The 24,167-nt window shown below is 64.7% G+C and carries 30 protein-coding genes; 16 read left to right on the forward strand and 14 right to left on the reverse strand.

Annotation, left to right across the window (positions count from 1 at the left end):
- Position 1: 1 nt before the first annotated feature.
- The gene (locus RPS27_RS37110) at positions 2-376 is read right to left on the reverse strand and encodes a PRC-barrel domain-containing protein (RefSeq protein WP_212065479.1); all 375 of its coding nucleotides are present in this window, start codon (positions 374-376) and stop codon (positions 2-4) included.
- A gap of 138 nt (positions 377-514) precedes the next feature.
- Here RPS27_RS37110 and RPS27_RS37115 point away from each other — a divergent pair, with 138 nt between their 5' ends.
- From RPS27_RS37115 to RPS27_RS37145, 7 genes are all read left to right on the forward strand, one after another.
- Positions 515-2,311: a thiamine pyrophosphate-requiring protein gene (locus RPS27_RS37115; protein ID WP_212065480.1), complete on the forward strand. Its 1,797-nt coding sequence runs from the start codon at positions 515-517 to the stop codon at positions 2,309-2,311.
- An 8-nt stretch (positions 2,312-2,319) separates the two neighbouring features.
- Positions 2,320-2,547, forward strand: a complete 228-nt coding sequence (locus RPS27_RS37120) for a hypothetical protein (protein ID WP_194406722.1) — start codon at positions 2,320-2,322, stop codon at positions 2,545-2,547.
- 86 nt (positions 2,548-2,633) lie between these two features.
- A complete protein-coding gene (locus tag RPS27_RS37125) occupies positions 2,634-3,188 on the forward strand; it encodes a DUF4142 domain-containing protein (protein ID WP_212065481.1) in 555 nt (184 codons plus the stop codon).
- 203 nt (positions 3,189-3,391) lie between these two features.
- The gene (locus tag RPS27_RS37130) at positions 3,392-4,282 is read left to right on the forward strand and encodes an SDR family oxidoreductase (protein ID WP_409517582.1); all 891 of its coding nucleotides are present in this window, start codon (positions 3,392-3,394) and stop codon (positions 4,280-4,282) included.
- Positions 4,283-4,377: 95 nt separating this feature from the next.
- Positions 4,378-4,965 carry a phosphatase PAP2 family protein gene (locus RPS27_RS37135; RefSeq protein WP_212065483.1) on the forward strand — a complete coding sequence of 196 codons (588 nt, stop codon included), beginning with the start codon at positions 4,378-4,380 and terminating at the stop codon, positions 4,963-4,965.
- Positions 4,962-5,309 (forward strand): DUF3147 family protein, encoded by a 348-nt coding sequence (locus RPS27_RS37140; RefSeq protein ID WP_194406718.1) that lies wholly within the window; start codon positions 4,962-4,964, stop codon positions 5,307-5,309. Before RPS27_RS37135 ends, RPS27_RS37140 begins: the two co-directional genes overlap by 4 nt.
- Positions 5,309-5,794: a hypothetical protein gene (locus RPS27_RS37145; RefSeq protein WP_212065484.1), complete on the forward strand. Its 486-nt coding sequence runs from the start codon at positions 5,309-5,311 to the stop codon at positions 5,792-5,794. Before RPS27_RS37140 ends, RPS27_RS37145 begins: the two co-directional genes overlap by 1 nt.
- On the opposite strand, the gene RPS27_RS37150 is transcribed toward RPS27_RS37145, so the two are convergent.
- Together RPS27_RS37150 and RPS27_RS37155 are read right to left on the reverse strand one after the other, a co-directional pair.
- A complete protein-coding gene (locus RPS27_RS37150; protein WP_194406716.1) occupies positions 5,765-5,959 on the reverse strand; it encodes a hypothetical protein in 195 nt (64 codons plus the stop codon). The two genes, RPS27_RS37145 and RPS27_RS37150, sit on opposite strands and share 30 nt — an antisense overlap.
- Positions 5,943-6,101 carry a hypothetical protein gene (locus RPS27_RS37155; RefSeq protein WP_194406715.1) on the reverse strand — a complete coding sequence of 53 codons (159 nt, stop codon included), beginning with the start codon at positions 6,099-6,101 and terminating at the stop codon, positions 5,943-5,945. Before RPS27_RS37155 ends, RPS27_RS37150 begins: the two co-directional genes overlap by 17 nt.
- 171 nt (positions 6,102-6,272) lie before the next feature.
- Between RPS27_RS37155 and RPS27_RS37160 the strand changes: the two genes are divergently transcribed.
- Entirely contained in the window at positions 6,273-6,521 is a 249-nt protein-coding gene (locus tag RPS27_RS37160; protein ID WP_212065485.1) for a hypothetical protein, read from the forward strand.
- A gap of 168 nt (positions 6,522-6,689) precedes the next feature.
- On the opposite strand, the gene RPS27_RS37165 is transcribed toward RPS27_RS37160, so the two are convergent.
- The 3 genes from RPS27_RS37165 to RPS27_RS37175 form a co-directional block, all read right to left on the reverse strand.
- Positions 6,690-6,911 (reverse strand): hypothetical protein, encoded by a 222-nt coding sequence (locus RPS27_RS37165; RefSeq protein WP_194406713.1) that lies wholly within the window; start codon positions 6,909-6,911, stop codon positions 6,690-6,692.
- Between the two features lie 70 nt (positions 6,912-6,981).
- Complete coding sequence (locus RPS27_RS37170; protein ID WP_283818346.1) at positions 6,982-7,110, reverse strand: hypothetical protein; 129 nt, start codon at positions 7,108-7,110, stop codon at positions 6,982-6,984.
- A 116-nt stretch (positions 7,111-7,226) separates the two neighbouring features.
- On the reverse strand, positions 7,227-7,421 hold the full coding sequence (locus RPS27_RS37175; protein ID WP_313755024.1) for a hypothetical protein: 195 nt from the start codon (positions 7,419-7,421) through the stop codon (positions 7,227-7,229).
- A 93-nt stretch (positions 7,422-7,514) separates the two neighbouring features.
- Here RPS27_RS37175 and RPS27_RS37180 point away from each other — a divergent pair, with 93 nt between their 5' ends.
- Complete coding sequence (locus RPS27_RS37180) at positions 7,515-8,027, forward strand: DUF4142 domain-containing protein (RefSeq protein ID WP_211419342.1); 513 nt, start codon at positions 7,515-7,517, stop codon at positions 8,025-8,027.
- 5 nt (positions 8,028-8,032) lie between these two features.
- Here RPS27_RS37180 and RPS27_RS37185 read toward each other — a convergent pair whose 3' ends face one another.
- Positions 8,033-8,326 carry a hypothetical protein gene (locus tag RPS27_RS37185; RefSeq protein WP_211419343.1) on the reverse strand — a complete coding sequence of 98 codons (294 nt, stop codon included), beginning with the start codon at positions 8,324-8,326 and terminating at the stop codon, positions 8,033-8,035.
- 276 nt (positions 8,327-8,602) lie between these two features.
- On the opposite strand from RPS27_RS37185, the gene RPS27_RS37190 reads away from it, so the two are divergent.
- Together RPS27_RS37190 and RPS27_RS37195 are read left to right on the forward strand one after the other, a co-directional pair.
- On the forward strand, positions 8,603-14,896 hold the full coding sequence (locus RPS27_RS37190) for a HAMP domain-containing protein (RefSeq protein ID WP_212065486.1): 6,294 nt from the start codon (positions 8,603-8,605) through the stop codon (positions 14,894-14,896).
- A 13-nt stretch (positions 14,897-14,909) separates the two neighbouring features.
- Positions 14,910-16,400: an HWE histidine kinase domain-containing protein gene (locus RPS27_RS37195; protein ID WP_212065487.1), complete on the forward strand. Its 1,491-nt coding sequence runs from the start codon at positions 14,910-14,912 to the stop codon at positions 16,398-16,400.
- A 52-nt stretch (positions 16,401-16,452) separates the two neighbouring features.
- Here the strand turns inward: RPS27_RS37195 and RPS27_RS37200 are convergent, their stop codons facing one another.
- On the reverse strand, positions 16,453-16,818 hold the full coding sequence (locus RPS27_RS37200; protein ID WP_249131476.1) for a hypothetical protein: 366 nt from the start codon (positions 16,816-16,818) through the stop codon (positions 16,453-16,455).
- Between RPS27_RS37200 and RPS27_RS37205 the strand changes: the two genes are divergently transcribed.
- Positions 16,817-17,074 (forward strand): hypothetical protein, encoded by a 258-nt coding sequence (locus RPS27_RS37205; RefSeq protein ID WP_212065488.1) that lies wholly within the window; start codon positions 16,817-16,819, stop codon positions 17,072-17,074. The genes RPS27_RS37200 and RPS27_RS37205 overlap by 2 nt on opposite strands.
- A 94-nt stretch (positions 17,075-17,168) precedes the next feature.
- Positions 17,169-17,417, forward strand: coding sequence for a hypothetical protein (locus tag RPS27_RS37210; protein WP_194406705.1), 249 nt, complete (start codon positions 17,169-17,171; stop codon positions 17,415-17,417).
- A gap of 96 nt (positions 17,418-17,513) precedes the next feature.
- Here RPS27_RS37210 and RPS27_RS37215 read toward each other — a convergent pair whose 3' ends face one another.
- Together RPS27_RS37215 and RPS27_RS37220 are read right to left on the reverse strand one after the other, a co-directional pair.
- Complete coding sequence (locus RPS27_RS37215) at positions 17,514-17,723, reverse strand: hypothetical protein (RefSeq protein ID WP_259204790.1); 210 nt, start codon at positions 17,721-17,723, stop codon at positions 17,514-17,516.
- A gap of 18 nt (positions 17,724-17,741) precedes the next feature.
- On the reverse strand, positions 17,742-17,963 hold the full coding sequence (locus tag RPS27_RS37220) for a hypothetical protein (RefSeq protein WP_249131478.1): 222 nt from the start codon (positions 17,961-17,963) through the stop codon (positions 17,742-17,744).
- A gap of 115 nt (positions 17,964-18,078) precedes the next feature.
- Between RPS27_RS37220 and RPS27_RS37225 the strand changes: the two genes are divergently transcribed.
- On the forward strand, positions 18,079-18,273 hold the full coding sequence (locus tag RPS27_RS37225; protein WP_212065490.1) for a DUF3072 domain-containing protein: 195 nt from the start codon (positions 18,079-18,081) through the stop codon (positions 18,271-18,273).
- Positions 18,274-18,351: 78 nt separating this feature from the next.
- Entirely contained in the window at positions 18,352-18,639 is a 288-nt protein-coding gene (locus tag RPS27_RS37230) for a DUF6496 domain-containing protein (protein WP_212065491.1), read from the forward strand.
- A 12-nt stretch (positions 18,640-18,651) separates the two neighbouring features.
- On the opposite strand, the gene RPS27_RS37235 is transcribed toward RPS27_RS37230, so the two are convergent.
- On the reverse strand, positions 18,652-19,014 hold the full coding sequence (locus tag RPS27_RS37235; RefSeq protein ID WP_194408207.1) for a hypothetical protein: 363 nt from the start codon (positions 19,012-19,014) through the stop codon (positions 18,652-18,654).
- A 270-nt stretch (positions 19,015-19,284) separates the two neighbouring features.
- The gene (locus RPS27_RS37240; protein WP_212065492.1) at positions 19,285-20,832 is read right to left on the reverse strand and encodes a Do family serine endopeptidase; all 1,548 of its coding nucleotides are present in this window, start codon (positions 20,830-20,832) and stop codon (positions 19,285-19,287) included.
- Positions 20,833-21,043: 211 nt separating this feature from the next.
- Here RPS27_RS37240 and RPS27_RS37245 point away from each other — a divergent pair, with 211 nt between their 5' ends.
- Entirely contained in the window at positions 21,044-21,880 is an 837-nt protein-coding gene (locus RPS27_RS37245) for a universal stress protein (RefSeq protein ID WP_212065493.1), read from the forward strand.
- Between the two features lie 15 nt (positions 21,881-21,895).
- On the opposite strand, the gene RPS27_RS37250 is transcribed toward RPS27_RS37245, so the two are convergent.
- Complete coding sequence (locus RPS27_RS37250; RefSeq protein WP_194406698.1) at positions 21,896-22,108, reverse strand: hypothetical protein; 213 nt, start codon at positions 22,106-22,108, stop codon at positions 21,896-21,898.
- A gap of 185 nt (positions 22,109-22,293) precedes the next feature.
- On the reverse strand, positions 22,294-24,165 hold the full coding sequence (locus RPS27_RS37255) for a putative bifunctional diguanylate cyclase/phosphodiesterase (protein ID WP_249131530.1): 1,872 nt from the start codon (positions 24,163-24,165) through the stop codon (positions 22,294-22,296).
- Between the last annotated feature and the right edge of the window lie 2 nt (positions 24,166-24,167).

Raw genomic sequence — 24,167 nt, forward strand, 5'->3', positions numbered from 1 at the left:
GCTACGCGAACGGGACGCCGTAATAGGAATTGATACCGCGCACAGCAGCGTCATCGCTCCAGTTCCATTCGGTCTGCTCGCTATATTTGGGAGCACCTTCCAGATCCTTGGCGGTGATCGCGGTAATGTAACCGCCAAGTTCGGTGTCGTATTTCAACGATTGCCAGGGCAACGGATAATGATCATTGCCGAGGCCGAGAAATCCCCCGAAGCCAAGCACCGCGTAGGAGACCTTGCCGCTGATCTTGTCGATCATCACCCGTTCGATCGAGCCGATCTTGTTTCGATCGGCCCCGAAGACCGATGTTCCCTCGACCTTGTCGCTTCCGATCAGCCGACCCATTTCGTCGCGGTCCAGTTCGCCCTGATTCAGCATCGTCATTCTCCACTCAGCCATTTCTGAATCAACCGCGAGGGGGCAGCGATCGTTCCGGTCCGTGTTCCCAGGCACGAGACAGGAACATCGCAGGGAAGCAGCCGTTCTGAGCTCATCCACTCAGCCAGGGTTCGCGCGATGTCCCAGACCGTCTCCGACTTCATCGTCCAGCGTCTGCATCAATGGGGCGTGCGCCACATCTTCGGTTACCCCGGCGACGGCATCAACGGCGTGTTCGGCGCGATGAACCGGGCCCAGGGGCAGGACGGCGAGATCGGCTTCGTGCAGGCCCGGCACGAGGAGATGGCGGCGTTCATGGCGACCGCTTACGCGAAATTCTCGGGCCAGCTCGGCGTTTGCATCGCGACCTCCGGACCCGGCGCCTCGCATCTCGTCACCGGGCTCTACGATGCGCTGCTCGATCACCAGCCGGTGCTGGCGATCGTGGGCCAGCAGGCCCGCAATGCCCTCGGCGGGCATTACCAGCAGGAGCTCGACCTTCTCTCGATGTTCAAGGACGTCGCCGGCGCCTATGTCATGCAGGCATCCTCGCCTGCCCAGGTGCGGCACCTGATCGACCGCGCGGTCCGGATCGCGCTGGCGCGGCGGACCCCGACCGTGATCATCCTGCCCAACGACCTGCAGGAGGAACCTTACGAAAGCCCGCCCCACGCCCGCAGCACGCTGCATTCCGGCATCGGCTACAGCGCACCCAGCATCACGCCGCGCGAGGCCGATCTCGATCGCGCCGCGGAGGTGCTCAATGCCGGCAAGAAGGTTGCGATGCTCGTCGGCGCCGGCGCGCTTGGTGCCACCGACGAGGTGATCGCCGTCGCCGACCGGCTGTCGGCGGGCTGTGCCAAGGCGCTGCTCGGCAAGGCCGTATTGCCCGACGATTTGCCATGGGTCACCGGCTCGATCGGCCTGCTCGGCACCGAGCCCAGCTACAACATGATGATGGAGTGCGACACGCTGCTGATGGTCGGCTCCGCCTTCCCTTACGCCGAATTCCTGCCGAGGGAAGGCGCCGCGCGCGGCGTGCAGATCGACATCGACGCCAGCATGCTGTCGATCCGCTTTCCCATGGATGTCGGCCTCGTCGGCGACGCCGCCGAGACACTGCGCGCATTGCTGCCGCGATTGAAACCCAGCAGCGACGGCGCCTGGCGCCAGGGAATCGAAGATAACGTCGCGAAATGGTGGAAAACGCTGGACGGAAGGGCACATCAGCCCGCAGCCCCGGTCAATCCGCAGCTCGTTGCCTGGGAACTGTCCCCGCGCCTGCCCGAGCGGGCGATCGTCACCAGCGATTCCGGCTCTTGCGCCAACTGGTTCGCGCGCGACCTCAAGATGCGGCGCGGCATGACGGCCTCGCTCTCCGGCGGCCTCGCCTCGATGGGCGCCGCTGTGCCCTATGCGCTCGCCGCAAAGTATGCCCATCCGGATCGGCCGGTGATTGCCCTCGTCGGCGACGGCGCGATGCAGATGAACAACATGGCGGAATTGATCACCGCCGCGAAATACTGGCGCAGCTGGAAGGATCCGCGCCTCGTCGTCTGCGTCTTCAACAACGAGGACCTCAACCAGGTCACATGGGAGCAGCGCATTATCAACGGCGACCCGAAATTCGAGGCCTCGCAGCGCATTCCCGACGTCTCCTACTCCCGCTTCGCCGAGCTCATCGGCCTGCGCGGCATCTTCGTCGACAGCCCAGAGCTGCTCGGCTCGGCCTGGGAGCAGGCGCTTGGATGCGAGATGCCCGTCGTGCTCGAGGTGAAGACCGATCCCGAAGTGCCGCCGCTGCCGCCGCACATCACGCTGCAACAAGCCAAGAACTTCTCCCTCGCCCTGATGAAGGGCGACCCGAACGAAGGCGGGATGATCAAGGGAGCAGCACGGCAGGTGCTCGAAACAATCCTGCCCGGAAAGCAATGAGGTGAACCATGAGCGACTTCCGCGACATCCAGCACGGCGTCAACGATCCCGTCCATGGCCTCGATGTGAAGCGGCAGATCAACGACAATAAGACGGCGCATGAGCGCGCGCAGCGGCATGCCGACGTGCGGGCCGACGCCACGGCCGCCTCCGACGAGCCGTTTCTGCCCGAGCGGCTTCGACGCAAGCCGACCGATCCGATCAATCCGCGCACCGGGCGCAATCCCACGGATTGATCGTTAGGAACCACGGCCCCCGAGGCGTGTTGATCGGCGCAACATGGCGCGGCTAGCGGCCGCGCGTCCAATTGGAGGGACCACACATGAAACGTGCCGTCATCGCCCTTGCTTGCGTGCTCTTCGCAGGCCCCGCGCTCGCCCAGTCGCTGGGCGAGAAGACCGGCGTCAATTCGGCGCTCGGCGTCGCACCTTCGACCGCCGACTTCGTCAAGGAGGTCGCGATCAGCGACATGTTCGAGATCGAGTCGAGCAAGCTCGCCGAGCAGAAGGGCAACGCCCAGGAGAAGAGTTTCGCGCAGCAGATGATCACCGATCACACCAAGACCAGCACCGAGCTCAAGGGCCTGGTCGGCGACAAGAAGGTCGAGGCGACGCTTCCGACGGCGCTCGACAGCTCGCACCAGAGCAAGCTCGACAAGCTTAGGAATGCCTCGGGCAAGGATTTCAGCTCGGACTACAACTCCTACCAGGTCAGCGCCCATGAGGATGCGGTGTCGCTGTTCGAGCGCTATGCCAAGGGCGGTGACAATTCCGCGCTGAAGGACTGGGCCGGCAAGACGCTGCCGGCGCTCAAGCACCATCTCGACATGGCCAAGGAGCTCGGCAAGGCCCCGAGCGTCGGCCAGTCCACCAAGTAACGCATTGCTGAAGGACGTCGGGCATGCCCGGCGTCCTTCGCCTGGCAACATCGACCGTCTCCGCGCATTGAGCTCTGGCCACCGCGGAGAGCATCATGTCGAATCCCAGCAAAACCTCATTGTCCCGCCGCCACGTCATGCACGGCGCGAGCGCTACGCTCGCGGCGGCTTCGCTGGCGTCTGCAGCGAAAGGAGAGACGTCCATGGCCGAGCACGCCTTGATCGATCCCGTCAGCCGCTATCCGAAGCCGCCGTTCAAGAAGCAGTCGCAGCCTTGGCCAGGCCTCGCCGGCCAGATGGAGCCGCGGCCCGATCATGGCGAGACCAGCTACAAGGGCTCGGGCCGGCTCGCCGGCCGCAAGGCCCTGATCACCGGCGGCGATTCCGGCATGGGCCGCGCCGCCGCGATTGCCTACGCGCGCGAGGGCGCCGACGTCGCCATCAATTACTTGCCGGCGGAAGAATCCGACGCCCAGGAAGTGATCGCGCTGATCAAGAAGGAAGGACGCATCGGACTTGCGGTCCCCGGCGACCTCAAGGACGAAGCCTTCTGCGGCAGGCTGGTCGAGCAGGCGGTGCAAGGTCTCGGCGGCCTCGATATCGTCGTCAATAACGCGGCCCGGCAACAGACCCGCGCCTCCATCCTCGACGTCTCGTCGGAGGATTTCGACGCGACCATGAAGACCAACATCTACGCGCCGTTCTGGATCATCAAGGCGGCCTTGCCTCATCTCAAACCCGGCGCTTGCATCATCGGCACGACATCGGAGCAGGCTTACGATCCCTCGCCGGATCTCTACGACTATGCGCAGACCAAGGCGGCGACCATGAATTACGTAAAGTCACTGGCCAAGCAGCTCGCTTCCAGGGGCATCCGCGTCAACGGCGTCGCGCCGGGGCCGATCTGGACGCCGCTGCAGGTCTCCGGCGGAGCCACGATGGAGAAGCTGGAAAAATTTGGCGGCATTACACCGCTCGGCCGTCCGGGCCAGCCGGTCGAGCTCGCTTCGATCTATGTGCAGCTTGCGGCCGCCGACGCCAGCTATGCGACTGGCCAGGTATATGGCGCCGCCGGCGGATCCGGACAGCCGTAGTCGGGCCTCGCGGCGGAAGTCCTACGGGCACAGGAACCATCCTTGTCTCCCAGCTTTTACAAAACTGTCATGGAGGAAACATCGCCGGCTGACCGATGGCGCTCGTAACAGTCAAACCCACCCGGATCGATACGGCGATCGCGAACGGGATCGCAGACAACACGACCTCAAGCCTCGAGCACACCGCGCAAGCACTGACTTGGGGCGCCGACGAGCATGTGCTCCTCGCGCTCGCTGCGGCCGGATGGCTTTACACCCGCCTCCGGCATCCGCAGCATCGCCCCGTTGCCAATCACATCCTGATGGTCTCCTTCGCAACGGCCGTACTGCCGCATGTTCTGAAATCGGTGTTCGATCAGACCAGGCCTGACCGGTTGACAGTCACAGGGCACCGGCATGGCGTCCCCTTCTCGGGACGGTCGCGAGACGCGTTTCCTTCCGGTCACGCCGTGCATATGGGCGCCCTCGCCTCGGCCGCCGGCCTGTTGCCGGCCACCTGGCGCCGCTTGGCACGCACGCTCGCCGTCACCTTGTCATTGACGCGCGTGGTGCTTCTCGCACATTGGGCGAGCGACGTGGTCGCGGGCTTTGTCCTTGGCGTCATGGTCGAGCGATCGTTCAGGCCGTTCACGCTGGCAAGGTCAAGGCAGCGGCGAGCGTCGGCTTCGCGAGGCTTGTCATGATGGAATATGTCATGCGTTTCGTTGCCGGCGGCTTGATCGTCTCCGCCTTCGCGATCGCAGGCGACATGCTCCGGCCGAAGAGTTTTGCGGGGCTCCTCGGTGCCGCACCATCCGTCGCCCTCGCCACGCTCGGCATCGCCGTCGTCCAGCACGGCCCGCAATATGTCGCCGCCGAAAGCTGGACGATGATCTACGGCGCGGTCGCCCTCGGCTGCTACAGCCTCGCCGTCTGCCATCTGCTGATGCGGTTTCGTCTCGGGGCGCTGCCGGCGACGATCCTCGCATTTGCGGTTTGGATCGTCGTCGCGTTCGGTTTGCTTGCCGGTTTCGGAGGCGCCGCGTGATGCCGGTGAAGCTGTCGACATCCTCGCTCAAGCAAACGCATTGGTACGAATACGCGGTGCGTTTCGCGCTTGGCGGCCTTGCAACGGTCGCAGCAGGCCTCCTCGGCAGCTATTTCGGCGTTTCCGTCGGCGGGCTCTTCCTCGCGCTCCCCGCCATCTTCTGCGCCAGCGCGACGTTGATCGAAAGCCATGAGCGCCGCGCCAAGGAAAAGGCCGGCCTCAGCGGAGACAGGCGCGGGCAACAGGCCGCAGCGCTCGACGCTGCAGGTGCCGGCCTCGGAAGCATCGGTCTCGCGGCATTCGCGTGCGTCTTTTATGTCGTGGTTTCGATGACCACGATTGGCGCCTTCGTCGCCGCCATTCTGGCGTGGGCGACGGTTTCGGTCTCGGCGTGGTGGCTGAGGCGAAAGCTTCGCATCACCTCTCGCACGGTGCGGACCGGGTGCATCGGGCCATCAGCGAACGGCCGCGGCATCTCCCCGTAGCATCAGAAAGCCGTACATCTCGGCAGCGGTCTGAAGCTGGTCGATACGCGCAAGAACAATTTCGCGCTGGCGTCCGTCCGGCAGGCCCGACAGCTCATGCTCGAGCCGCAGCTTCTGCGCCGTGAGACGTTGTTCGAATGTATGGGGCTCAGACCGTCTTCGCATCTTCCGTCCTCGGTGGTTGCAGCCCAGGGCTGTTGGCCCAGCGCTCGACTTGTTCGATGACCTTCTGGTGGCTCGGCCGCACCGGTTTGGCGGCTTCGGGCTCTTCGGAAAGCTTACGGGGCAACCTGACTTCATCCGTCATGGCTTTTCTCCCTCTCAAGGAGAATGCGCGACCGCTCCCATTGTTCAATACTAAACCATTGATTTTACTGCTTATTTCTACTCATTTGGGGACTCCGTCGCCTCTTGTGGAACTTTCCCCAAGTTGGGTCGTTGAGTAAACTACTCAATCTACTCATTTTGCGGGACGACCATGAACGATCTTCGCGCCGAGCGGCTTCAGGTCATGCTCTCGCCGGAAGAATTGGCCGCCGTTGACGATTTCCGGTTCAAGCATCGTATGCCGACGCGGGCTGCGGCGGTCCGCGAACTTCTTAGATTCGGACTTGCTGCCGCAGACGTCGACGCAGCCGCCGGCGTGAAGTCGAGCAGCTTCGGCGTGTTCGGCCGCGGACCTGACGGGCACACGCAGGGAGAGCCCGAAAGCGGCGCCGAAGACTAGCCGGGAGACCTTCACAAGCAAACGGCCCCGGCACGGTGAGCGCCAGGGCCGTCCTTGGAGATTGCTTCCGGCGCACCGGGGGCATGACAACCGGAAGCAACCTGTCGACTCCACGCGCGAAGATTCGTTCCTCGCGCGAAATCTGCCGTTCCTCGAGTAGCTCGACGCCTAGCCGCTCGGCGCGCCGCCGGAATCGTCCGGTGTCATGCCGGAGCCCGGAGTCTTGCTGTTGTCGTTCAGCTTGGGATCGCGCGTCGCCTCTCGCGATGGTGAGCCTTTCGCATCGGCGTTTTGCGGATCGGTCTTGTGCACGGATTGCGCGCGCTGCTTGTCACGCGGCTGCTCCTCCGCCCGCTTGTCCTTGACGATGCCGTGGTCGGAATGGGCCATGATGTGCCTTAGCCTCTTCTAATGTCTCGAAGCGGTTACGCGCTGCGGCCTCGAATGTTCCGGCGTTATGCTAGCTGTGCGCCGCGTGGATGGGGGGCGTCCTTTCCAGATGCACCTGACGCACCGTCGTCACCGTCGCAAACGCGACCGAGACGCCAAAGGCGAGAATGAGTGAAAGCAGAGCCAGACGTGGAGCCATCGCAAAACCTCCTTCTGGAATCGAAACCAACGCGATTGACTATCCCTGATCATCCTGGATTGGACGCCTGCATTCCGTGAGCGGTCTCACACGCGCCCTCACGAAAAGGCGAGCCCTCACGCGCTCCGATGTTGAGGGGGACGGGCCGCGACGGGCGGGATCTCGCCATCCAGCCAGTCCTGCTCGAGGGCGAGCGCCGTCCAGGCGTCCGCCATGCGCGAAAAGCGCTTGTGGGCGGGTTGTCCCTCGGCGCGCTCGGCGAGCTGAAGGCAATTGTCGGCGTTGTCCCTGAAGATGTCAGACTGTTTCATCGGGAAGACGTGGGGACGGAACTCCGAGGTCGCAATGCCCTTACCGCATCGTAACGTTCGGGGAACTTCGCCCGCCATCCGCGGTTGATATCGATGCGAGTTCTCGTCGCCATCATATTGGCATTCATCAGCACTGTTGCGCTTGCCGACAGCACCGGCGAACGCAAGCCGCTCGACCGTCCGCCGAACGCAACGGACGTCATCGGCGGCCTGTACGATTTCAGCCGCTTTCAGCAGGGTCTGCTCGAGAGCACCGATCTGAAGGGCAACACCGAGGTCAAGAACCTCGCCGCCTTGCGGGCCGAGGAAGCGGCCAAACGCGACAAGGCGCTGAAGCAGATTCAGGAGACGATTGGCGCGGAGCCGCGCGTTGGCAAGACGACGTCCGTCAGCGCCAGCCTGGTCGAGCCCGACGCTTCGGACGGGCCGACCTACATCCGCAGCTTCTATGCCTCCCAGATTCCCGAATACGAATCGGCCATCAAGCTGCTCGAAAGCTACCTGAAGGCGCCCGACAACGCCGCGCTCGCAGCCTTCGCGCGCGAGCAGCTCCCGCTGCTGCGCGCGCAGGTCAAGGATGCCGAGCGCACCATGGCCGACAAGTAACCCCCTTACTTGTCGTTCGGATGATTCTGCTGGCTGTGCGGCCGCACGGTGCGGTCGCTCTCCGGCATCTTGTCCCGGCCCGCATCACCATTGTCGTCCTTGCCGCCCGACGACGAGGTGCCGCTTCCGCTTGGGTTCGACCTGGTTGCGGCCCCCGTGGTCGGCGTATCGGCCCGTGGGCTGGCCGAGCTGGCGGCGGGATCGCCGGTCACCGCGCCACGGCCGCTGGGCGCACCGCCCTGCGCCAAGGCCGATCCGGCAAACAGCACGACGACGATCGCGGCTAGTCCTGCTTTCATGTCCGTTCTCCCTCTTTTCGGGCTAACCGCGAGACTTGGCGCTGCGTTCCGAAGGAGGCCGGGAATGGGGCCAAGGAGACGGCGGGGCCCCGGACCTCATTTCTCTGCCGGCTGCGCATGGAACCAAATCGGGGGATCCGTTATTTTCGTTGGGCTGAGCAAGGCAGGTTCCATTCCTCGCGTCGCACCTTGGCGCTTGATTTCGAATTTGGCTGACGCTCTATTTTGACCAATGCGTCTGCCTTGGATTCGGCCAAGGCTTGCGGGGGAATCAGTATGAGCGACCTCGATCCCGGAGCTGCATCACGGTCCGGTCGTCGCGTCCCAAAGCCAAAAGCCAACGGTATGTCGGATCCGGATTCCCGGGCTGAACTGCTGCTCGCCCTGCAGGCGATGCGGAGTGGCGATTTCTCCGTGCGCATGAGCGGCGACTATCTCGGCATCGACGGCAAGATCGCCGACACTTTTAATGAAATCATCGCCGCCAACCAGCGCATGGCGCAACAGCTCGAGCTGGTCGGCCAGGTGGTCGGCCGCGAAGGCAAGACCCGGCAGCGCGTGAAATTCGGCCTCGCCTCGGGCTCCTGGGCCGACATGGAAGGCTCCGTCAACACGCTGATCGACGATTTGCTGTGGCCGACGCGCGAGGTGACGCGCGCGGTCGCCGCCGTCGCGCAAGGCGACCTGCTCCAGACCGTCAAGCTCGACGTCGACGGCCGTCCGCTGCGCGGCGAGTTCCTGCAGTCGGCGACCATCGTCAACACCATGATCAAGCAGCTCGGCGTGTTCACCTCCGAGGTGACGCGCGTGGCGCGCGAGGTCGGCACCGAAGGAAAGCTCGGCGGCCAGGCCCAGGTGCCCGAGGTGACCGGCGTCTGGAAGGACCTCACCGAGAGCGTCAACTCGATGGCGAACAACCTGACCAACCAGGTTCGCAACATCGCCGAGGTGACGATCGCGGTCGCCAACGGCGATCTGTCCAAGAAGATCACGGTGGACGTCCGCGGCGAGATCCTGCAGCTCAAGGAAGCCATCAACACGATGGTGGACCAGCTCCGCTCCTTTGCCTCCGAAGTGACGCGCGTGGCGCGCGAGGTCGGCACCGACGGCAAGCTCGGCGGCCAGGCCATCGTGCCCGGCGTCGCCGGCACCTGGAAGGACTTGACGGATTCCGTCAACGCGATGTGCGGCAACCTGACCGCCCAGGTGCGCAACATCGCCAACGTCACCACCGCCGTGGCGCGCGGCGACCTGTCGCGCAAGATCACGGTGGACGTGCGCGGCGAAATCCTGGAGCTGAAGGACACCATCAACACCATGGTGGACCAGCTCAACTCGTTCGCCTCGGAAGTGACGCGCGTGGCGCGCGAGGTCGGCACCGAAGGAAAGCTCGGCGGCCAGGCCCAGGTGCCCGGTGTGGCCGGCACCTGGAAGGACCTCACCGACAACGTCAACTTCATGGCCTCGAACCTGACCGCGCAGGTCCGCAACATCGCCGACGTCGCCACGGCCATCGCGAGCGGCGACCTCTCGAAGAAGATCACGGTGAACGTCTCAGGCGAAATCCTTCAGCTGAAGGAGACGCTCAACACCATGGTCGACCAGCTCAACGCCTTTGCCGGCGAAGTGACGCGTGTGGCACGCGAGGTCGGCACCGAGGGCCGGCTCGGCGGCCAGGCCAACGTGCTCGGCGTCGCCGGCACCTGGAAGGATTTGACGGAGAGCGTCAACTCGATGGCGTCGAACCTGACCGCCCAGGTCCGCAACATCGCCGAGGTGACGACCGCGGTCGCCGGCGGCGACTTGTCGAAGAAGATCACGGTGGACGTGCGCGGCGAGATCCTGGAGCTGAAGGACACCATCAACACCATGGTGGACCAGCTCAACGCCTTCGCCGGCGAAGTCACGCGTGTCGCGCGCGAGGTCGGCACCGAAGGCAAGCTCGGCGGCCAAGCCGTCGTGCGGGGCGTCGGCGGGACCTGGAAGGACCTCACCGACAGCGTCAACTCGATGGCCTCGAACCTGACCGGCCAGGTCCGCAACATCGCCGAGGTCGCGACCGCGGTCGCCAAGGGCGATTTGTCGAAGAAGATCACGGTCAACGTGTCGGGCGAAATCCTTCAGCTGAAGGAAACGCTGAACACGATGGTCGACCAGCTCAACGCCTTCGCCGGCGAAGTGACGCGCGTCGCCCGCGAGGTCGGCACCGACGGCAAGCTCGGCGGTCAGGCCGGCGTGCCCGGCGTCGCCGGCACCTGGAAGGACCTCACCGACAGCGTGAACTCGATGGCGGGCAACCTCACTGCCCAGGTCCGCAACATCGCGGAAGTCGCGACCGCGATCGCCGGCGGCGACCTGTCGCGCAAGATCACCGTGGACGTGCGCGGCGAGATCCTTCAGCTCAAGGACACGCTGAACACGATGGTCGACCAGCTCAACCGCTTCGCGGGCGAAGTGACGCGCGTGGCGCGCGAGGTCGGCACCGAAGGCCGCCTGGGCGGCCAGGCCAACGTGCCCGGCGTCGCCGGCACCTGGAAGGACCTCACCGACAGCGTGAACTCGATGGCGGGCAATCTCACCGCCCAGGTCCGCAACATCGCCGAAGTGACCACCGCAGTGGCGCGCGGCGACTTGTCGCGCAAGATCACCGTGGACGTGAAGGGCGAGATCCTCGAGCTCAAGAACACCATCAACACCATGGTGGACCAGCTCAACGGCTTTGCCGGCGAAGTGACGCGCGTGGCGCGCGAGGTCGGCACCGAAGGCAAGCTCGGCGGCCAGGCCGAGGTGCCCGGCGTCGCCGGCACCTGGAAGGACCTCACCGACAACGTCAACTTCATGGCCTCGAACCTCACGGCCCAGGTCCGCAACATCGCCGAGGTCGCGACCGCGATCGCCGGCGGCGATTTGTCGAAGAAGATCACGGTGGACGTGCGCGGCGAGATTTTGCTGCTCAAGGACACCTTGAACACCATGGTCGAGCAGCTCCGCTCCTTCGCCGCCGAAGTGACGCGCGTCGCGCGCGAGGTCGGCACCGAGGGCCGCCTCGGCGGTCAGGCCGTCGTGCCCGGCGTCGGCGGCACCTGGAAGGACCTCACCGACAACGTCAACCTCCTGGCCGCGAACCTGACCACACAGGTCCGCAACATCGCCGAAGTGACCACGGCGGTCGCGCGCGGCGACCTCTCGCGCAAGATCACCGTGGACGTGAAGGGGGAAATCCTCGAGCTGAAGAACACCATCAACACCATGGTGGACCAGCTCAACGCCTTTGCCGGCGAAGTGACGCGCGTGGCGCGCGAGGTCGGCACCGAAGGCAAGCTGGGCGGCCAGGCCCAGGTGCCCGGCGTCGCCGGCACCTGGAAGGACCTCACCGACACCGTGAACTTCATGGCGGCGAACCTGACCGAACAGGTGCGCGGCATCGTCAAGGTGGTGACCGCGGTTGCCGACGGCGACTTGAAGCAGCAGCTCACCGTGAAGTCGAAGGGCGAAGTCGCCGCGCTCGCCGACACGATCAACAACATGACCGAGACGCTCGCGACCTTTGCCGATCAGGTGACCAGCGTGGCGCGCGAGGTCGGCGTCGAAGGCCGGCTCGGCGGCCAAGCCAACGTGCCGAGCGCGGCCGGCACCTGGAAGGACCTCACTGGCAACGTCAACCTGCTCGCCGCCAACCTGACCTCGCAGGTGCGCGCCATTGCCGAGGTCGCGACCGCCGTGACCAAGGGCGACCTGACGCGCTCGATTCAGGTCGATGCGCGCGGCGAAATGGCCGAACTGAAGGACAACATCAACACGATGATCACGAATCTCCGTCTTACGACGGACGTGAACACCGAGCAGGACTGGCTGAAGACCAACCTCGCCAAATTCACCAACATGCTGCAGGGCCAGCGCGACCTCACCACGGTCGGCCGGCTGCTGCTGACCGAGCTGTCGCCGCTGGTGAATGCGCATACCGGCGTGATCTACCAGGTCGAGAACGAGGACAATCCGCAGCTCCTGCTGCTGGCCTCCTACGCCAGCGACGGCATCTACCCCTATCAGCGCGTCCTGCAGTTCGGCGACGGCCTGATCGGCCAATGCGCTCTCGACAAGCGGCCGCGCGTGGTCGCCGACATTCCGCCCGACGTGGTGCCGATCAACTCGGCGCTGTTCCGCGTCGCACCGAAGAACCTCGTCGTGCTGCCGGTGCTGTTCGAGGGCCAGGTCAAGGCCGTGATCGAGCTCGCCTCGCTCGTCTCCTTCACGACCTCGCAGATGACGTTCCTGGAGCAGCTCACCGACTCCATCGGCATCGTGCTCAATTCGATCGAAGCGACGATGCAGACCGAAGGCCTGCTCAAGCAGTCGCAGCAGCTCGCCGGCGAGCTGCAGACCCAGCAGCGCGAATTGCAGCAGACCAACGACCAGCTCGAGCAGAAGGCGCAGCAGCTCGCCGAGCGCAACGTCGAGGTCGAACGCAAGAACCAGGAGATCGAGCAGGCCCGCCGCGCCCTGGAGGAAAAGGCGACCGAGCTTGCGCTGACCTCGAAGTACAAGTCGGAATTCCTCGCCAATATGAGCCACGAGCTGCGCACGCCGCTGAACTCGATCCTGATCCTGGGACAGCAGCTCACCGACAATCCGGACGGCAATCTCTCGGCCAAGCAGGTCGAGTTCGCCCGCACCATCCACGGCGCCGGCACCGACCTGCTCAATCTGATCAGCGACATCCTGGACCTGTCCAAGATCGAATCCGGTACGGTGACGGTCGACGCCGAGGAAATCCTGACCGCGAACCTGCTCGATACCGTCGGGCGGCCGTTCCGGCACGAGGCGGACAACCGCAATCTGTCGTTCAAGATCGACATCGATCCGAACCTGCCGCGCAGCATCGTCACCGACTCCAAGCGCCTGCAACAGGTTCTGAAGAACCTGCTCTCCAACGCTTTCAAGTTCACCGCCGAGGGCGAGGTTCGCCTCAAGGTCGCCGGCGCGCTCGGCGGCTGGGGAACGGATCACCCGGTACTGAACTCCGCGCCGGCCGTGATCGCGTTCGAAGTGTCCGATACCGGCATCGGTATTCCCCTGGAGAAGCAGAAGCTGATCTTCGAGGCGTTCCAGCAGGCCGACGCCGGCACCAGCCGGAAATACGGCGGCACCGGCCTTGGCCTCGCCATCAGCCGCGAGCTGGCGAGCCTGCTCGGCGGCGAGATCCATCTGCGCAGCTCGCCCGGCAAGGGGTCGTCCTTCATTCTTTACCTGCCGCTGAAATATTCCGGCCCGACGCTGGCGCCGCGCGCGGCGCCTGCGCCGCAGCAGCATAACCAGCCGCCGGCGCTCCAGACGGCCGCGCCGGAGCAGCGCGTCATCGAGCAGCTTCCCGACGACCGGCTCAACCTCGAGCCCGGCGACAGCATCCTCCTGATCGTAGAGGACGACCCGCATTACGCGCGCGTGCTGGTCGACCTCGCGCGCGACAAGGGATTCAAGGTGCTCGTCGCCGCCCGCGGCGCGGAGGCGCTGGAGCTTGCCAAGCAATACCAGCCGAGAGCCGTCTCGCTCGACGTGTTCCTGCCCGACATGCTCGGCTGGACCGTGCTGAGCCAGCTCAAGCACAATCCGCTGACCCGCCACATTCCCGTGCAGATCATCACGCTGGACGAAGACCGCCAGCATGCGCTCGCGCGTGGCGCGTTCTCCTTCGTCAACAAGCCGACGACGACCGAAGGCGTTTCCGCCGCGCTGACGCAGATCAAGGAATATGCACGTCCCAGGCGCAAGCGGCTCCTGATCGTCGAGGACAACGAGGCCGAGCAGCTCTCGATCCGCGAGCTGCTGCATCACGACGACATCGAGATCGTGACGACGGACACCGGCGCCGGAGCGCTCTCGACGCTGCGCGAGGCGCCCTGCGACTGCGTGGTGCTCGACCTCCGCCTGCCCGACATGAGCGGCTTCGAGGTGCTGGACCAGATCCGCAACGACGAGGCGCTGTCGAACGTTCCGGTGGTCGTCTTCACCGGCCGCGAGCTTTCGGCGGAGGAGGACGCGGAACTCCACACCATGGCCCGCAGCATCGTGGTCAAGGGCGTGGAATCGCCGGAGCGGCTGCTCGACGAGACCGCACTGTTCCTGCATCGCGTGATCACGGAACTTCCGGTCGAGAAGCAGCGCATGCTGGAGAAGCTGAACAGTTCCGACGAGGACCTGATCGGCAAGACCGCCCTGCTCGTCGATGACGACGCCCGCAACATCTTCGCGCTGTCGAGCGTGCTGGAACGGCGCGGCATGAAAGTGCTGACGGCCACGACCGGCAGCGAGGCGGTGACGCTGGTCGAATCCAATCCGGAAATCGCCATCGTGCTGATGGACATCATGATGCCGCAGATGGATGGCTATCAGACCATCGGTGTCATCCGCGAAAACCCGGCCTTCGCCCGTCTTCCGATCATCGCGCTGACCGCCAAGGCGATGAAGGGTGACCGCGAGAAGTGCCTGGAGGCCGGCGCGTCCGACTATCTCGCCAAACCCGTCAACACCGATCAATTGCTGCTTGCGATCCGCATGTGGCTGCACCGCTGAGTTGGACCCGAGAATGGACCACGAAAAGGTCAACATCCTCCTCGTCGACGACCAGCCGGCCAAGCTGCTCGCCTATGAGGTGATCTTGAAGGACCTCGGCGAGAACCTCGTGATCGCCTCGTCGGGGCGCGAGGCGCTGGAGGTGCTGCTCAAGACCGAGATCGCGGTGATCCTGGTCGACGTCTGCATGCCCGAGCTCGACGGCTTCGAGCTCGCCGCGATGATCCGCGAGCATCCGCGCTTCCAGAAGACCGCGATGATCTTCATCTCCGCCATCCAGGTCAGCGACATCGACCGGCTGCGCGGCTACGAGATGGGCGCGGTCGACTACGTGCCGGTCCCGGTCGTGCCGGAAGTCCTGCGCGCCAAGATCAAGGTGTTCGCCGAGCTCTACCGCAAGACCCGCGAGCTCGAACGGCTGAACCAGGAGCTGGAGGATCGCGTCCGCGCGCGCACGGCGGAGCTGGAGAACTCCACGGCGAAGCTGCGCGAGAGCGAGCAGCGGCGCAGCATGGCGATCGCCGCCGGCAAGATGGGATCCTGGGATTGGGACTGGATCAGCGGCGACTGGATGTGGGACGAAGGGCAATATCGCATCTTCGGCGTCAGCCCCGAGAGCTTCGAGGTCAACCCGGCCAACGTTCAGGCGCTGTTGCATCCCGATGACGTCGACCAGTTGCGCAAGGCGATCGCCGAGTTCAACCGGGGCACGCGGGCCTACGAGACCGAATTCCGGATCATGCGGCCCGACGGAGAAGTGCGCTGGTGCGTCGGCACGGCGGCAGCGACGGTGGACGATAGCGGTCGCGTCGTGCGCGTGAGTGGCGTCACCGTGGACATCACCGAACGCAAGCGTGCCGAGGAACGGCAGAATCTGCTGGCGCGGGAAGTCGATCATCGCGCCAAGAACGCGCTGGCGCTGGCGCAGTCGATCGTGCGCCTCACCCGGGCCGACGAGGTCAAGGCCTATGTCAACGCCGTCGAGGGACGCATCAACGCGCTGGCGCGCGTGCACACCATCCTGTCGCTGTCGAGCTGGCAGGGTGCCGAGCTCTCCAGGCTGATCGACGAGGAGCTGGCGCCCTATTCGCTCGGCGGCCAGATCATCCTGGCAGGTCCGGAGGTCCAATTACTGCCGGCAACGGCCCAGACGCTGGCGCTCGCCCTCCACGAGCTCTTCACCAACTCGGCCAAGTACGGCGCCCTCTCGACCAGGTCAGGACGGCTCACGATCGGCTGGCAGGTCGAGGACCAATTGCTGACGCTGAACTGGGAGGAATCCGGCGGCCCGCTCGTCATGACTCCGAAATCGCGCGGCTTCGGCACGCGGAGCCTGCTGGCGAGCGTGGAGTCCCAGCTTGGTGGACAGGCCAAGTTCGATTGGCGAGCCGAAGGCCTGTTGTGCCGGCTGGAGGTGCCGTTGACACGCAAGACGGCGGCGGCGCCCGCATCCGGCAAGTTCGAGGACGCCGGCTCCGCCGAATTGCAGCGCGCATCCGGCTAAAGCGTTTTTCAGCGAAATCGCGACCGGCTCGCGTCGAGAGAGCTGAAAAGCATCAGCCGGACGCCGCGCTCATCATGCGTCGCATCGTCCGCGGTTCGCGCGCAACCCGCCCTTCGAGCCAGGCTTCCGTCTGGGCGAGATCTCGTAGCGCCCTGGCATAGCGGCGAGCCGCGCTTCGCTCCGCCCCGCGAGGCAGCTTGCGCGCCTTGCGCAGAATGTCCGCGGCCGCGTTGCGATAGGCCAGCGAGCGGTAAAGAAAGACTACCTTACCCATGTCGATGTTCCCGTTTTGCTGGTGCTCATCCTCGCAAGCCCGGCATGAACGTCGGATGAAGCCGTTGATGACAATTCCTTCATTCAATTGGAACCAGCGAATTATCGCCCGCGTTTGCATGCCAAATCGGGATGCTGTTCCCATGCGCGTAAAAAAGTCGTCGGACTTGATCTCTGCGACCGGCCTCATCAGGCTGATGACGCATACCTTGATGGGCGCAGCCCTCGGCCTCGCCTTCAGTCTCGCGCTGATCCTCTGCAATCCGGCCGTCGCGGGCTTGCTCAGTCACGGCGGAAACCAGGCCGCGATCATCTTCGCTCTCACCTTGGTGACGACTTTCGCCATCGGCGCGACACTCACCGGCGTCGTGTTCATCCTCGCCGAGGACAAGCAATCTTGAAGCGTGCGCAAAGCGCACGAAGGCTTTGTCGGGAACTCCTGCGCTCAATGGCGGTTGGCTGCCTGCGTCAATTTAACCCAGGGAGTTCCCTCGCATGACAACGACCAAGCTCGTTCTCACCGCAATGCTGGCGACCGGTCTCGCCGCCGCGCCGCTCGCCGCACAGGCCAAGTCGCACAAGGCGAAACATGGATCGTCGATGTCGTCGTCGCAGACCACCGGCGCCAACACCAAGGCGTCCAAGGGCGCCGATCCCTCCGGCCAGGGCGGTTCGGGCCCCGGCTCCGACCAGGGCGGCACCATGACGAACAAGACCAGCAAGGGCATGACCAACACCAAGTGAGCCCAGCCCGGCACGACATCAAAAGCCCCGCGGCGACGCGGGGCCTTTTTCTTGGTGCTCAGTCTGCAATCGAGCACCAAATGGTCAGGCGTCAGCTCATGGCGGCCGGCGCGTTCCGAGATTGAGCCCGCGCCCCTCAGCATTCGTCTTCACGAGATGATCGAGCTGCGCCCGTTTGCGTCCGATCAGAAGTTGGGCCGCAGCATCATCAAGACCCGCGCGCTGCAACTGCCGGATGGCGGAGCCCAGTTCGAGAATCTCGGCGCGCAACCTCAAGATCCGGTAAGTGTCCGGGTCGTCATCCACGGCGCCCCCTCAAAGATTTCAGCGCCGTCTGCTCGCGCGCTGGGGAATACCGGCTGTCTTCACGAGATGAAGGCGCACGCGGTCGCGGACGTCGGGCAGGACATCGGCACCGCCGGCGGCCTTCCATTCCCCGATCAGCAAATTGACCTTTCGGCGCAGATCCATCTGCGCCAGGGCCTGTCCGGTGCAATCGCGATCGCCGTTGACGGAAGCGCGCACGGACGCCTCGACGTCGGCCATCTCCAGCCTCAAGGCACTGATCTTACGTCGAATTTCATTAATTCTGTTGTCCATGGCTTGTTAGAACAAAATAAGAACATATAGTCAAGCCACGAATTCAGGACGGAGATGCCAGATGCAGGTTCAAAGTAAATACGACGCCAGGATCTTTCTCGCCGAGCAGATGACCCGGGCGCAGGGGCTGAGACTGAAACGGCTGAGCGAAGAGGCCTATCAGCCCGCACAATATGCGCGCGACCTGTCCTCCACCGAGGCCGCGCGACGCATCCAGGTGCTGGAAGCGGAGATCGAGCTGGCGAATTCCTTCTAGGCTTTCGCCTGGAAGGTGGCGCGCTCTTTCGGAACCATGCCCGTGTCGAATGGTTCTTCCGGCCAAGGGAGAACATGCATGGCACGCAAGGCAAAGAAGCGCCGCTACTCACGCAGCTCCGGCAGCGATGTCGAAAGCGAGATGCGCCGCTACAAGAAGGGCACGGCCAAGAGCGGCCGCAAAGGCCGTGGCGGACGCGTGAAGAGTCGCAAGCAGGCGATCGCGATCGGGCTGTCGAAGGCGCGCAAGAAGGGCAAGAAGGTCCCGAAGAATGCCAGCAAGAAGACGTCCAAGAAGACGACCAGGAAGCGGACGACGAAGAAGACAGCCAAGAAATCGTCGAAGCGCAAATCCAGCAAGCGCTGATGCTGACCTGTCTCAGATCATGCTGCCCGGCATGAAGCAGCGGATCGAGACTCCGAAAGCCGTCTTCACCGGCCATACCATGGTGCGGCCGGCGCGGTTCGGCTCGGTGATGACAGCTTCGTCGGGCACCTCGACCCACTCCCCGTCGAGCCGCACGCGATAGTGCCCGTTGTGCGACTCCCAGTCGGGATCGGCGACGGCAAAACCGTCGGCGTCCGAGCAGCAAGGACCGAGGTGGCTGCGCAGGCTGTCGAACCACGGCTTGAGGGGCGAGTCCGCGTAGCGGCCGTCATCGCGACCAAGCGCGTTTCCACCCCAGAGCACGAACGGCGCCGCAAGCAGCGCCCCCCTTAGCGAGAGCTTCAATCGATCCATGTCGGCACCGATCAAGTGCGAACCACCGGCCAGTTCCACAAGACGGCGGCGGGTTCGAAGTTCCACGCTTGCAACTCTCGACGGCCTCGGTGCCGCCGAGCATATCCACGACTCGGAACTGTGATGGCCGAACGCGGCTTTTTCGTATGAACCGGGTCACCATCGCTGCCGTTAACGAGAATGTTATCCGCTCTTGCCGCACATCCTGGCGGCAAAGGAAAGGGCGACCCGAGGGCCGCCCTTTGGCTTGTTGGGAAGACACGGGTCGCCTCAGGCGAGCGGCACCGCGACGAACCTCGTCGCCTCGGCGCTCCTGACCTGCAACAGCACGCTGCGCTTGCCGGATGATTTGGCCTGCGCCAGCTCCGAGCGGACGTCGCCGACATTGGCGACGGGCTTGCCGCCGACATTGAGGATGACGTCGCCGGTCTGGATGCCGTGCTGCGCCGCCGGTCCTTGCGGATCGACTTCGGTGACGACAACGCCCTTCTGGCCGGCACCCTGGACGTCGCCGGCCGGAGCCAGACCGAGCCCGAGACGGGGCGTGCCGGCGCTCGGCTGCTCTATGCCCCCGTCGGCGCCGCCATTTGCCTTGGCCTGCCGCTCGTTCGGCAACTCGCCGAGGGCGAGCGTCAGTGTCTTGATCCCGCCGTTGCGGAAGACGTCGAGCTTCACCGAACTGCCCGGCGCAATCGTGGCGATGGTGCGGGCGAGGTCGCGGGAGTCCTTGATCGCGGTGCCGTTGACGGCGGTGATGACGTCACCCGCCGCGATGCCGGCCTTCGCCGCCGGGCTGCCATCCTGCGGCGTGTCGACGATGGCGCCACGCGCTTCCTTCAGCCCGAGGCTGTCGGCGATCTCCGACGTCACCGGCTGGACCTGCACGCCGAGCCAACCGCGGGTCACCGCGCCCTTGTCCTTCAGCTGCGCGACCACGAGCTTTGCGGTCGAGGCCGGAATGTCGAAGCCGATGCCGACCGAGCCGCCGGAGGGCGAGAAGATTGCGGTGTTCACGCCGATCACGTTGCCGCTCATGTCGAAGGCCGGTCCACCGGAATTGCCCTTGTTGATGGGCGCGTCGATCTGGATGAAGTCATCATAGGGACCGTTGCCGATGTCGCGGCCACTGGCCGAGACGATTCCGGCGGTCACCGTGCCGCCGAGACCGAAGGGATTACCGACCGCGACCACCCAGTCGCCGATGCGCGGCTTCTGGTCGGAGAATCTGACGAACGGAAAGTCCGTCTTGCCGTCCACCTTGATCAGCGCGAGATCGGTCTTCGGATCGGTGCCGACGACCTTCGCGGTGTAGCTCGTGCCGTCGTCCAACGTCACCTGCACCGAGGTGGCGTGGTCGACGACGTGGTTGTTGGTCACGGCATAGCCGTCGGCGGAAATGAAGAAGCCGGAGCCTTCGCCTGTCATCGTCTGATGGCGCTGGCGCGGCATGCCGTTCGGGCCGCCGGGGAAACGGAAGCCGAACTGCCGCGAAAACTGGTCGAACGGCGAGCCCTCGTCGGAGTCCATCCGGTTCTGTTGCAGCATCGCGCTCTTGTCGCTGTCCTGGTCGATCCTGACCCGCACCGAGATGACGGCCGGCTTGACCCTGCTGACGAGATCACCGAAGCCCGGCGGCGTCGCGGCGGATTCCGAAGCCTCCGCCGGCGCAATGAAGGAGCTCGGCCCGAATTTTGAAGAGCCTGGAGAGGCCGCCAGCACGGCCACGCCGAGTGCGGCCACGGTGCCGAGCAGCGCGAGCCGGCGCGGCTTCAGGATCTTGCGGGACGTCGGGGTGCCGGAATTGACGCGATCGTTCATGTCGAAATGTCCATGTTGGAAGCTGTCGCCTTGCATCCAACATGGACATCGTCACCTTACGACGTCCCGTCCGTCCGATTAAATCTTGGCAAAGAACGTGCGGGCGGGTGCCATGAGAAGATCGTCCCTGCACATTTGATGCAGCTCAACGCAAGTCCTTCGGGCAGTGAAAAACTGCGGCCACCGGATGATGTTCATCGGAGGCGCCCCCATGTACAAAGATATTCTCGTTCACATTCCCACCGAACGTCCCATGCGCTCCGCGATCGATGGCTCGATTTCGCTGGCAGCGCAGTTCAACGCCCATCTCGACGCGGTCGCGGTCGGCTATGTCGCAACCAGTGCAGCCTATGTGATGGAAGGCGGCGCTGCGGTTGCCGCCGTGTTCGAGCTGGAACGCGAGCGCGCCGTGGAGCGGGCCGAGGCGGCCCTCTCGGTGTTCGAGATCGAAGCGGCGAACGCCGGCATTTCCTACGCCTGCCGTCCGCTCGGCGCGATCCCGGTGGATGCAGCCGGCTCGCTCGGCGAGATGGCGCGGCTGCACGACCTCAGCGTCGTGCTTCAGCCCGAGCCTGCGCACGGCTCGTTCGACAACGACGTACCCGGCGAGATCCTGTTCCAATCCGGCGGCCCGGTGTTGTTCCTGCCCTACACCTTCCATGGCGCGTTCAAGGCAGGGCGGATCGGCATCTGCTGGGACGGCAGCCGCGTCGCGGCCCGTGCCGTGCACGACGCAGCGCCATTCCTGGCGCGCGCCGAGGAGATCGTGATCATCACCATCAACGAAGCCAAAGCGGTCTCGGACGAAGCGTCAGCGAACAATCTGGCAAGACATCTCGGCCGACGTGGACTGTCGACGCGCACGGTCGGCCTGTCGGCGACGCGCGCCGACATCCAGCCGACCATCCTGTCGCTGGCGGCCGACGAGGGGCTCGATCTCCTGGTGATGGGCGGCTACGGCCATTCGCGCTTGCAGGAACGCGTTCTCGGCGGCGTCACCCGTGCCATGCTGGAAGCCATGACGGTCCCGACGCTGATGTCGCATTGAGACCAACAGGCACCGTCACGCCGCGACCGGAGTCTCCCAGGCCTCGGGCGCTGCGGCGCCCTCGTCGTGCTTCGCGTTGCAGGCGTCGAAATGCGCCTTGAGCTCGACCTCGGCGAGATACTCGAAATGTTCGGCCTGGCCGAGTAGTTCCCAGTTCTGAAGCGGCCGGTAAGCCGCCTGCTGACGACAGAGGGACGCCAGCGCCCGGTAGCGACGTACGTTCTCCATGAGACCCTCCCTCGCATTCGCAGAGCTTATTGCCCCTATTTACGTCAGGCCGATGGCGGTAGTGCAAAAGATTTGCTGCGCCCCCCGCGGCGCTTGGCCTCGGCTCGCTATTAGGAAATATATGTCCGGGTCAAAGTTCCAAATGGTGTCGGGCTGACGCCCGGAACCGCGCCGCTGGACTTGGGCTAGGCGTAGAGCCGGCGCTCCACGGTCACGCCGATCAGATCGAGATAGCGTTCGATCAGGTCTGGCCGGCCGACCAGATAGCCCTGCATCTCCTCGCAGGCCTCGCGCGCCAGGAAGGCCCGCTGAGCTTCCGTCTCCACCCCTTCGGCGATGACCGGGATGTTCAGCGCGTGCGCGAGGCTCAGGACCGCGCGGACGATCTCGGCCGATTGCGGCGACGCCTCCAGATTGGAGATGAAACCGCGATCGATCTTGATCTTGTCGAACGGGAAGGACTGGAGATAGGACAGCGAGGAATAGCCGGTGCCGAAATCGTCCATCGCGATGCGGACGCCGAGCGCCTTCAGCCGCCGTAGCAGGTTGAGCGCGCGGGTGAAATCGCCGATCAGCACGCCCTCGGTGATCTCGACCTCGAGCCGCGTCGGCGAAAGCCCGGTCTCCAGCAGGATCTGGTGGATACAACGTTCGAGATCGCCGGCCTGGAACTGGACCGGGGACAGATTGACGGCGACCTGCAAAGGACGCGGCCAGGACGCCGCCTCGCGGCACGCTTCGCGCAAGACCCATTCGCCGATCTCGACGATCAGCCCAATCTCCTCGGCAAGCGGAATGAACTGGTCCGGCGGCACGAAGCCGCGTGTCGGATGGTTCCAGCGCAGCAGAGCCTCGAAGCCGATGACTTCGCCATCCACCCGCGCCTGCGGCTGGAAGTAGACCAGGAACTGGTTCTGCTCCAGCGCCTGTCGCAGATCGCGCTGCAACAGCCTGCGGTCGCGCAGCTCCTGGTCCATCTCGGATTCGAAGAAGCGGACTCGTCCCCTGCCCTCGCGCTTGGCGCGATAGAGCGCTGAATCGGCGTTGGCGAGCAGCGTGGCGGCATTGACGCCGTCATCAGGATAGAACGCAATGCCGATGCTGAGGCCGACATGGGGGAGATAGTCGTCGACCTCGAGCTCCTTGCCGATCGTCTCGACCAGGCGTTCGGCGAGCGCCAGAACGTCCTCCCGGTTGATGTCGTCGGGCATCAGGATCATGAACTCGTCGCCGCCGATCCGGGCGACGAAGGCACCGTCGGCTTCCGCGGCAAGCCGGTCCGCCGCCGCCCGCATCAGCATGTCGCCGACGGGATGGCCGAATACGTCGTTGACCTCCTTGAAGCGGTCGAGATCGAGGCTGAGCACGGCAAAACTGGTCGCCGCCTCCTGCGCCCGCTCCAGCCGCTCGTCGAGCGCGGCGTTGAAGGCGCTACGGTTCGGCAGGTCGGTCAACGCATCATGATGCGCGAGATGGCTGATCCGCGCCTCGTTCGTGATCCTCTCGGTAATGTCCTCGATCACGCCGACCAGATATTGCGGCGCGCCCGCACCGTCCCTGATCAGCAGCTTGCGCGAGTTGACGAGACGATCGCGGCCCTTGACGCCGACTTCGAGCAGATGTCCCTCCAGGAACATCGGCGAGCCGCTGTCGACGACGCGGCGATCCTGCTCGTTGACGACGCGGGCGATACTGTCCGGAAAGATCTGCTCCGGAGTCTTGCCCAGCATCTCCTCGCGCGGCATTCCGTAATATTCTTCGCCGGCGCGGTTGAGCAGGACGTAGCGGGAGTCCTTCGCATCCTTGGCGAATACCGCGATCGGGATGTTCTCGATGATGCTGTCGAGGAATTCGCGCGCCCGCAGCAGATCCTGCTCGGCGCGCTTGTGCGTCTGTTCGAGCTCCTCGATCATCAGCTTGATCGCACGGTCGGTGCGGCGGCGATCCCGATCGCTCTCCTCATAGGCCGCGCCGACGAGCTCACAGAGCTTGGTCACATCGACCTGTCCGGATTCGTCCGTCGCCTGGCGGATTTGTCTTGCGAGCAACCGATGCATGG

Source organism: Bradyrhizobium sp. WYCCWR 12699, from assembly GCF_032144035.1.
GTDB lineage: Bacteria > Pseudomonadota > Alphaproteobacteria > Rhizobiales > Xanthobacteraceae > Bradyrhizobium.

What these genes read in the sequence shown, in the direction of transcription:
- RPS27_RS37130 (WP_409517582.1), top strand. Translation starts at nt 3,392, where the DNA reads ATGGCCGAGCACGCCTTGATCGATCCCGTCAGCCGCTATCCGAAGCCG.
- RPS27_RS37145 (WP_212065484.1), top strand. Translation starts at nt 5,309, where the DNA reads ATGCCGGTGAAGCTGTCGACATCCTCGCTCAAGCAAACGCATTGGTAC.
- RPS27_RS37185 (WP_211419343.1), bottom strand. Translation starts at nt 8,326, where the DNA reads ATGAAAGCAGGACTAGCCGCGATCGTCGTCGTGCTGTTTGCCGGATCG.
- RPS27_RS37210 (WP_194406705.1), top strand. Translation starts at nt 17,169, where the DNA reads ATGACAACGACCAAGCTCGTTCTCACCGCAATGCTGGCGACCGGTCTC.
- RPS27_RS37160 (WP_212065485.1), top strand. Translation starts at nt 6,273, where the DNA reads ATGAACGATCTTCGCGCCGAGCGGCTTCAGGTCATGCTCTCGCCGGAA.
- RPS27_RS37250 (WP_194406698.1), bottom strand. Translation starts at nt 22,108, where the DNA reads ATGGAGAACGTACGTCGCTACCGGGCGCTGGCGTCCCTCTGTCGTCAG.
- RPS27_RS37115 (WP_212065480.1), top strand. Translation starts at nt 515, where the DNA reads ATGTCCCAGACCGTCTCCGACTTCATCGTCCAGCGTCTGCATCAATGG.
- RPS27_RS37255 (WP_249131530.1), bottom strand. Translation starts at nt 24,165, where the DNA reads ATGCATCGGTTGCTCGCAAGACAAATCCGCCAGGCGACGGACGAATCC.
- RPS27_RS37120 (WP_194406722.1), top strand. Translation starts at nt 2,320, where the DNA reads ATGAGCGACTTCCGCGACATCCAGCACGGCGTCAACGATCCCGTCCAT.
- RPS27_RS37245 (WP_212065493.1), top strand. Translation starts at nt 21,044, where the DNA reads ATGTACAAAGATATTCTCGTTCACATTCCCACCGAACGTCCCATGCGC.
- RPS27_RS37230 (WP_212065491.1), top strand. Translation starts at nt 18,352, where the DNA reads ATGGCACGCAAGGCAAAGAAGCGCCGCTACTCACGCAGCTCCGGCAGC.
- RPS27_RS37170 (WP_283818346.1), bottom strand. Translation starts at nt 7,110, where the DNA reads ATGGCTCCACGTCTGGCTCTGCTTTCACTCATTCTCGCCTTTGGCGTC.
- RPS27_RS37135 (WP_212065483.1), top strand. Translation starts at nt 4,378, where the DNA reads ATGGCGCTCGTAACAGTCAAACCCACCCGGATCGATACGGCGATCGCG.
- RPS27_RS37235 (WP_194408207.1), bottom strand. Translation starts at nt 19,014, where the DNA reads ATGGATCGATTGAAGCTCTCGCTAAGGGGGGCGCTGCTTGCGGCGCCG.
- RPS27_RS37175 (WP_313755024.1), bottom strand. Translation starts at nt 7,421, where the DNA reads ATGAAACAGTCTGACATCTTCAGGGACAACGCCGACAATTGCCTTCAG.
- RPS27_RS37150 (WP_194406716.1), bottom strand. Translation starts at nt 5,959, where the DNA reads ATGCGAAGACGGTCTGAGCCCCATACATTCGAACAACGTCTCACGGCG.
- RPS27_RS37110 (WP_212065479.1), bottom strand. Translation starts at nt 376, where the DNA reads ATGCTGAATCAGGGCGAACTGGACCGCGACGAAATGGGTCGGCTGATC.
- RPS27_RS37220 (WP_249131478.1), bottom strand. Translation starts at nt 17,963, where the DNA reads ATGGCCGACGTCGAGGCGTCCGTGCGCGCTTCCGTCAACGGCGATCGC.
- RPS27_RS37165 (WP_194406713.1), bottom strand. Translation starts at nt 6,911, where the DNA reads ATGGCCCATTCCGACCACGGCATCGTCAAGGACAAGCGGGCGGAGGAG.
- RPS27_RS37180 (WP_211419342.1), top strand. Translation starts at nt 7,515, where the DNA reads ATGCGAGTTCTCGTCGCCATCATATTGGCATTCATCAGCACTGTTGCG.
- RPS27_RS37240 (WP_212065492.1), bottom strand. Translation starts at nt 20,832, where the DNA reads ATGAACGATCGCGTCAATTCCGGCACCCCGACGTCCCGCAAGATCCTG.
- RPS27_RS37200 (WP_249131476.1), bottom strand. Translation starts at nt 16,818, where the DNA reads ATGGGAACAGCATCCCGATTTGGCATGCAAACGCGGGCGATAATTCGC.
- RPS27_RS37205 (WP_212065488.1), top strand. Translation starts at nt 16,817, where the DNA reads ATGCGCGTAAAAAAGTCGTCGGACTTGATCTCTGCGACCGGCCTCATC.
- RPS27_RS37195 (WP_212065487.1), top strand. Translation starts at nt 14,910, where the DNA reads ATGGACCACGAAAAGGTCAACATCCTCCTCGTCGACGACCAGCCGGCC.
- RPS27_RS37190 (WP_212065486.1), top strand. Translation starts at nt 8,603, where the DNA reads ATGAGCGACCTCGATCCCGGAGCTGCATCACGGTCCGGTCGTCGCGTC.
- RPS27_RS37225 (WP_212065490.1), top strand. Translation starts at nt 18,079, where the DNA reads ATGCAGGTTCAAAGTAAATACGACGCCAGGATCTTTCTCGCCGAGCAG.
- RPS27_RS37125 (WP_212065481.1), top strand. Translation starts at nt 2,634, where the DNA reads ATGAAACGTGCCGTCATCGCCCTTGCTTGCGTGCTCTTCGCAGGCCCC.
- RPS27_RS37155 (WP_194406715.1), bottom strand. Translation starts at nt 6,101, where the DNA reads ATGACGGATGAAGTCAGGTTGCCCCGTAAGCTTTCCGAAGAGCCCGAA.
- RPS27_RS37140 (WP_194406718.1), top strand. Translation starts at nt 4,962, where the DNA reads ATGATGGAATATGTCATGCGTTTCGTTGCCGGCGGCTTGATCGTCTCC.